Origin of the sequence: Microbacterium testaceum, from assembly GCF_001476285.1 — a bacterium.
GTDB classification, from domain to species: Bacteria; Actinomycetota; Actinomycetes; order Actinomycetales; family Microbacteriaceae; genus Microbacterium; species Microbacterium testaceum_B.
Genome location: NZ_LDRU01000001.1, coordinates 124,627 through 131,621 on the forward strand (window position 1 = coordinate 124,627; position 6,995 = coordinate 131,621).

General features: G+C 69.8%; 6 protein-coding genes. 2 read left to right on the forward strand and 4 right to left on the reverse strand.

Annotation, left to right across the window (positions count from 1 at the left end):
* On the reverse strand, positions 1 to 1,230 hold the full coding sequence (locus NS283_RS00630) for an LLM class flavin-dependent oxidoreductase (RefSeq protein WP_058594944.1): 1,230 nt from the start codon (positions 1,228 to 1,230) through the stop codon (positions 1 to 3).
* Between the two features lie 149 nt (positions 1,231 to 1,379).
* Between NS283_RS00630 and NS283_RS00635 the strand changes: the two genes are divergently transcribed.
* The gene (locus NS283_RS00635) at positions 1,380 to 2,441 is read left to right on the forward strand and encodes an acyltransferase family protein (RefSeq protein ID WP_058594945.1); all 1,062 of its coding nucleotides are present in this window, start codon (positions 1,380 to 1,382) and stop codon (positions 2,439 to 2,441) included.
* 79 nt (positions 2,442 to 2,520) lie between these two features.
* Here NS283_RS00635 and efeB read toward each other — a convergent pair whose 3' ends face one another.
* Genes efeB through efeU form a run of 3 tightly spaced genes read right to left on the reverse strand, consistent with a single transcriptional unit; the run spans position 2,521 to position 6,127 of the window.
* Positions 2,521 to 3,867, reverse strand: a complete 1,347-nt coding sequence (gene efeB / locus NS283_RS00640; protein ID WP_418299734.1) for an iron uptake transporter deferrochelatase/peroxidase subunit — start codon at positions 3,865 to 3,867, stop codon at positions 2,521 to 2,523.
* A 2-nt stretch (positions 3,868 to 3,869) separates the two neighbouring features.
* Positions 3,870 to 5,099 carry an iron uptake system protein EfeO gene (efeO, locus tag NS283_RS00645; RefSeq protein ID WP_058594946.1) on the reverse strand — a complete coding sequence of 410 codons (1,230 nt, stop codon included), beginning with the start codon at positions 5,097 to 5,099 and terminating at the stop codon, positions 3,870 to 3,872.
* Positions 5,096 to 6,127, reverse strand: a complete 1,032-nt coding sequence (gene efeU, locus NS283_RS00650; protein WP_058594947.1) for an iron uptake transporter permease EfeU — start codon at positions 6,125 to 6,127, stop codon at positions 5,096 to 5,098. Before efeU ends, efeO begins: the two co-directional genes overlap by 4 nt.
* A gap of 287 nt (positions 6,128 to 6,414) precedes the next feature.
* Between efeU and NS283_RS00655 the strand changes: the two genes are divergently transcribed.
* A partial coding sequence (locus tag NS283_RS00655; RefSeq protein ID WP_193752604.1) for an isopenicillin N synthase family dioxygenase occupies positions 6,415 to 6,995 on the forward strand: 581 nt, incomplete at its 3' end.

Below are 6,995 nucleotides of genomic sequence, written 5' to 3' on the forward strand. Positions count from 1 at the left end.
TCAGGCACCCACCTTCGTCGCAGCGGCGCCGAAGGCGCTGCCCGCCTTGGCCGGAGCGTCCTGGTACGGGCTGCCCGCGACCATGTTGTCGCCGCGGTTCGCACCGGGCACGGCCTGGCGCGGGGCGGCACCGGCGTAGATCTTCTCGACCTGGTTCGCGTGCGTGGGGGCGTCCGGAACCTCGGCGGGACGGTTCACCTGCAGCTCCTTGCGCAGCACGGGCACGACCTCGGAACCGAGGATGTCGAGCTGCTCGAGCACCGTCTTCGTGGGAAGACCCGCGTGGTCGATGAGGAACAGCTGGCGCTGGTAGTCGCCGAAGGTCTCGCGCATCGCGGCGTAGCGGTCGATGACCTGCTGCGGCGAGCCGACGGTCAGCGGAGTCATCTCGCTGAAGTCTTCGAGGCTCGGGCCGTGGCCGTAGACGGGCGCGTTGTCGAAGTACGGACGGAACTCCCGCACCGCGTCCTGCGAGTTCGCGCGCATGAACACCTGGCCGCCGAGGCCGACGATCGCCTGCTGGGGCGTGCCGTGCCCGTAGTGGGCGAAGCGCTCGCGGTAAAGCGTGATGAGGCGCTGGTAGTGCTCCTTGGGCCAGAAGATGTTGTTCGCGAAGAAGCCGTTGCCGTAATACGCGGCCTGCTCGGCGATCTCGGGCGTGCGGATCGAGCCGTGCCACACGAACGGCGGCACGCCGTCGAGCGGGCGCGGCGTCGAGGTGAAGCCCTGCAGCGGCGTGCGGAACTTGCCCTCCCAGTCGACGACGTCCTCGCGCCACAGCTTGTGCAGCAGGTCGTAGTTCTCGATCGTCAGCGGCAGGCCCTGACGGATGTCCTTGCCGAACCAGGGGTAGACCGGGCCGGTGTTGCCGCGGCCGAGCATGAGGTCGGCGCGACCGCCCGACACGTGCTGCAGCATCGCGAAGTCCTCGGCGATCTTCACCGGGTCGTTCGTAGTGATGAGCGTCGTCGAGGTCGTGAGGATGAGGCGCTCGGTCTGGGCGGCGATGTACGCGAGCGTCGTGGTGGGCGACGACGACCAGAAGGGTGGGTTGTGGTGCTCGCCGAGGGCGAAGACGTCGAGACCGACCTCTTCGGTGTGCTTCGCGATCGTGAGGGTGTCCTTGATGCGCTGAGCTTCGCTCGGGGTCTTTCCCGTGATCGGGTCCTGGGTGATGTCGCTCACCGTCATGACGCCGAACTGCATGCCGGGCCAGTTGCTCTCACTCATGATGCGCCTCCTATTTGTATGCATCTGAATATACATGGTGGAACGCACCACGCCGAGGTTTATTCCGCCGTACCTCATCGGCATCCGGAATCCACCCCCGTGGACCCTCGACCACGTCGCGATTATCGTCGCCGGGGATGACGGATGCCATGACACGACCTCACGCGAAGACCCGCACCCCGTTCTGGGACAACGCCCGATTCGCCGCGATCGTGCTGGTCGTGTTCGGCCACGCGATCCAACGCCTGACCTACGACTCGGATGCCGCGGAGGCGCTGTACCTGCTCGTCTACGCGTTCCACATGCCACTGTTCGCGCTCGTCGCGGGCTACTTCTCGTCGTCGGCCGAGCCGAGCCGTGCGCGGATGGCAAGACTGTTCACCGACCTGATCGCGCCGTACCTGATCTTCGAGACGCTGTGGACGATCACGCAGTTCCTCGTGACGGGGAGAACGAACCTCGACCCCGCGCAGCCGTCGTGGACACTCTGGTTCCTGCTCGCCCTCGCGCTGTTCCGGCTCGTCCTGCCATACCTCGCCCTGCTCCGCGCGCCGGTCGTGTGGGCGCTGGCGATCTCGGTCGTCGCCGGATACCTGCCGAGCATCGACTCGACGTTCTCGGTGTCGCGCTTCCTCGGCCTCCTGCCGTTCTTCACCCTCGGGTGGTGGCTGCGCGAGCACGACGTCGTCGCGCGCGCGGGGCTGCTCGCCGCCCGACCGGTCTGGCTGCGCGTCACCGCCGGCGCGGTGCTCGCCGGCGTCGGCGCGCTCGCCCTCGTGTTCGTCGACACGTGGCGCGACGTGCGTCTGGGCACGTGGTTCTTCTTCGTCGACCCGTATGTCGACCTCGACGCCCCCCAGTGGTGGGCCGGCGGCATCCGGCTGGCGATCATCGCCCTGGCGCTCATCCTGATGACGGCGTTCCTGCTGCTCGTCCCGCGAGGCGAGACCCGGTGGACGCACCTCGGTCGCTACACGATGTACGTCTACCTGCTGCACACGTTCGTGCTCTATCCGTTCCGCCAGTCGGGCGTGCTGCGGGGACTCGAGCCGTCGTGGCTGTGGATCGTGGTGGTCGCCGTCGCGAGCGTGGTCATCGCGGTGGCCCTGTCGAGCCGCCCGGTCCGGCGTCTCACGCGCCCCCTGGTGGAGCCTCGGATGCCGTGGCTCTTCCGCGACCGCGAGCTCGGCACGGGGCGCGCGTCGGGGTAGCGACCCCCGACGCCGGCACCGGTGGCTTCGACACGCTCAGCCACCTCCGCGCGTGAGGTCGGACGGCCGCACGGTGAGGTCAGGCGCCGAGCAGCCCCGCCCCGATCGACGCGCCCGCGGCCGGAGCCGGGGGCACGGCCCACAGCCCCGAGCCGACGTGGCGGATGTACTCGCCCATGGCATCCGTCGACAGGGCCTTCTGCAGCGTGACGAACCGATCGGGGCTCTTCTGGAACGACAGGAAGAACAGCCCGGCGTTGAGCCGACCGAGATCGGTCGTGCCGTCGACGAAGTTGTAGCCGCGGCGCAGGATCCGGATGCCCCCGTTGTTGTCGGGGTGCGCGAGGCTGACGTGGCTGCGGGGGTCGATCGCCGGTTTCCCGGTCGGACCGACCGCCGAGAAGTCGGGAGCGGTGAACTCGTCGCCGCCCGAGAGCGGTGCACCCGCGCCCTTGTCGCGACCGACCACGCGATCCTGCTCCGCCAGACGCGTGCGGTCCCACGTCTCGATCAGCATCGCGATGCGTCGCGCGACGAGGTACGACCCGCCCGCGAGCCACGCCGGACCCTCGGATGCCGAGACCCAGACGTTCTCCTCCAGCGCGGCCGTGTCGTCGGCGAGGATGTTCGCCGTGCCGTCCTTGAAACCGAAGAGGTTTCGCGGGGTCGTCTGGGACGCCGTGGTCTTCGACGTCCGCCCGAACCCCAGCTGCGACCAGCGGATCGTCGCGCGACCGAAAGCGATGCGGCTCAGGTTTCGGATCGCGTGGACGGCGACCTGCGGGTCGTCCGCGCACGCCTGGATGCACAGGTCGCCGTCAGAGCGCAGCGGGTCGAGGTCGTCGTTCAAGAACGCGGGGAGCCGTTCGAGTCCCGCCGGGCGCTGACCCTCGAGCCCGAACCGGGCGTCGAAGAGCGAGGGCCCGAACCCGAAGGTGATGGTGAGGTTGCTCGCCGGCAGCCCGACGGCCTCGCCCGTGTCGTCCGGTGGCGCGTCGGGCGATCCCCCGAGCGCGCCGGTGGCGCTCACGTCGAGGCCCTGCATCATGCGGTTCGCGGCATACGTCCAGTCCGACAGCAGCTCGGCCAGATCGTCGCGCGTGGTGCGCGCCATCATGTCGTAGGCCGCGAAGTGCAGGTGCTCCTGCACCGGGGTGGTGATTCCCGGCTGATGGATGCCGGACGCCGGGGCCGCGGCATCCATGATCCGTCGCGCCTGGTCCTGGCCGTACGCCGCACCCCCGACGAGGCCCGCACCCGCGCCGACGACGAGGCTGGTCGCGCTCGCCCCGATGGCGAGGCCGATCAGGTCGCGGCGGGACACACCCTTTTCCGGCTCCGCGGCGGCGTCCGCGGCCGCCGGACGCGCGGACGCCGCCGGACCCGAAGGTCCGACGGCAGCCGTGTTCTGTTCTTCGTCGCTCACGCTCACTCCAGCACCGTGACCGTCAGCTGCGAGAGCGGCTCGGCCAGGGCGTTGATGAGGTCGGTGAACTGGCGCTTGTCCGCCTCGGTCAGCTGCGAGTAGGGGACGAAGCCCGCGTCGGCCGAACCGTGTGCCGCGAGAGCAGCCTCGAGGTCGGCGTATCCCTTGTCGATGCGCGTGACGAGCTCGGCGCCCTTGTCGCCCTTCGACTCGGCGAAGTCGCGCACGAGCGAGAAGGCCATCTTCGACCCCTCGACATTCGCCGCGAAGTCGTAGAGGTCGGTCCCCGACCACCAGTCCTCTTCACCGCTGATCTTGCCGCTCGCGACCTCGTCGAGCAGCGCGATCGCGCCGTTCGAGATGCCCGCGACGCCCTGCGCGTCGAGGGCCTGCGTGAACTCGTCGCCGTGGACGTAGTCGTACAGCTCCTGGACGTCTGAGACGAGCTTGTCGCCGTGCGTCTTGCGTTCGTCGGGGGTCGACGGGGTCCAGTCCTTCCAGGCCGGCGTCTCACCATCGGCGTTCAACGCGTCCTGCGCGGGGACCCAGAGGTCCTTCTCGATGCGGTGGAACCCGGTCCAATCCAGCCCCTCGGCCACGGCGTCGACCTCGCGGTAGTCGATGCGCGGGTCGAGGTCGCCGAGCGCCTCGGCGATCGGCTCGATGCGCTCGTAGTATGCGCGCACGCGGGGGAACTGCTCCTTCGCCGCGGCGTCGTCTCCCGACTCGTACGCGGCCGTGAAGGTCTTCACGGCGGGGAGCAGCTGACCGACCTGGTCCTTGACGAACGCGGCGTAGAGGTCGACCGCCTGCTGCTTCTGCTCGGCATCCGGGCCCTCGACGGCGACGGCGTCGCCCGTGACGGAGAAGCTCGCCTTGCCGACGCCGTCGCCGACCATGCCGGGCTTGCACAGCGTGTAGTAGTCGCCGGGCTGAGCGACGACGGTGAGGTTGCGCGACGCGCCGGGGGCGATGTTCTCGACCTCGCCCACGATGCGGAGACCGTCGGATGCCAGCAGGTAGAACTCCGTGACCTGGTCGCTCTTGTTGCTCACGTCGAACGCGACGGTGCCGCTGGGCGCCGAGGCGGACGAGACCGCGCAGCCGTCGTCGGTCGAGGTGACCGTGAGGGCTCCGGAGGCGGCCGCGTCGGTCTTGGCGACGCAGCCGGAGAGGACGAGGGCGGCCGCGCCGGCCACGGCCGCAGCCGCGAGGAGGCGAGTCGGGGTCATGATGCTCCATTCGGATGGGTGACGGATGCCGCGGCGTCGGGCAGGCGAGCGGCGTCGGAGAGCTGCGGGGCGGCGTGGGCCGCGGGGGCGTCGGCGGAGTGCGACGCGGGGGTTGCGGCTACCGGGCTCGCGGTCGCCTTCGGGCGCCGGTTGGCTCGCACGCCGCGCACGAAGAGGGGCACGACCACGGCGATGTAGACCACCCAGGCGATCACCTGCAGCCACGTCATCGCGGGCATGAAGCCGACGGTGGCCTGCAGCAGCGCGGCGAGCGGACCGCCCGGGGAGATGGCATCCGAGACGTCGAACGCCCAGCCGAACGGGAAGCCGGCCCAACCGGTGGCGACGAGCCCGGTCGCGGGGTCGATCGGGGCGCCCGTGCCGAACGGGCCCGGGAGGGCCCCCGCCTCCTGCAGGTCGTGGAACGCGTAAGCGAGCACTCCCGCCGCGACGACGACGAGGAAGCCGCCGGTCCAGGTGAAGAAGCGACCGAGGTCGAGCCGGAGCATGCCGCGCGCGATGAGCCAGCCGAGGACGACCGCGGCGACCAGTCCGAGCAGCGCGCCGAGCAGGGCGAAGGGCGTGTCGCCGAACGACTGGACCATCGACCACAGCAGCAGCGTCGTCTCGACCCCCTCGCGAGCGACCGAGACGAATCCGATGGCGACGAGCGCCCACACCCCGCCGCGCAGGGCCTTGTCGACGCCACCCTCAAGGCCCGCCTTCAGCGTACGCCCGGCTTTCTGCATCCAGAAGATCATCCAGGTGACCATCGCGACGGCGAGCAGCGACAGCCCCCCGCCGAGGAGCTCCTGGGCCTCGAAAGTGAGCATGTACGCACCGAAGGTGAAGATCGCGCCGACGGTGAGCGCCAGGGCGATCGCGAGGCCAACACCGGTCCACAGCTTGGGCAGAGCGTCACGACGGTCGAGGCGAGTGAGGTACGCGACGAGGATGCCGACGACGAGTGCCGCTTCGAGGCCTTCACGGAGGCCGATGAGGAACGTGGCGAAGAAGCTTGCGAGCACGGGCGGGATTCCGACTTTCGGTTTCGGGGTGGGCGCCGCGGCACTGCGGGAAGGTAAGGGCAGCCTCACCTGACCTGGACACGATACGCAATTCAACGGCCCGTTCGCACCCCGCCGATCGGCGGGGTTTGCGATGGCGGACGTCACATACGCTCCACGCCCGTCTTTTCACGGCACCGAGGGGGCGGCATCCTGTTCGGCGATCCCCGTGGGTGTCGCATCCGGTGCGAACGGTAACCATCGGCAACATTCGCCCGACGCCGCGCGGATCGACCTAGCCTCGTCGCATGTCCGACCTGAATCTCCCCGTGCTCGACCTCTCGCTACTCGACCAGGGACCGGATGCCGCCGCCCGCTTCCGGGATGAGCTGCGCGCCGCGACCCACGACGTCGGGTTCTTCTACCTGACGGGCACCGGAGTCAGCCCCGAGCTGGAGGCGAAGCTCCTGCAGGCGGCGAAGGACTTCTTCGCCCTACCCGAGGCCGAGAAGCTCGCGATCGAGAACGTCACGAGCCCCCACTTCCGCGGCTACACGCGCGTCGGCGGCGAGCGCACGCAGGGCCGCGTCGACTGGCGCGAACAGATCGACATCGGACCCGAGCGCGCGGCGATCGACGACCCGGACGGCCCGGGGTACAACCGCCTCGTCGGCCCGAACCTCTGGCCCGCGGCACAGCCCGAGCTCAAGGAGGTTGTCACCGAATGGCACGACCACCTCACCGGCGTCGCCCGCAAGCTCCTTCGGGCGTGGGCGCTGGCCCTGGGCGCGGAGGAGCAGTACTTCGACCGACACTTCGGCGACCCGCAGACCCTGATCAAGATCGTCCGCTACCCCGGCAAGGACGACCCGACGCCCCAGCAGGGCGT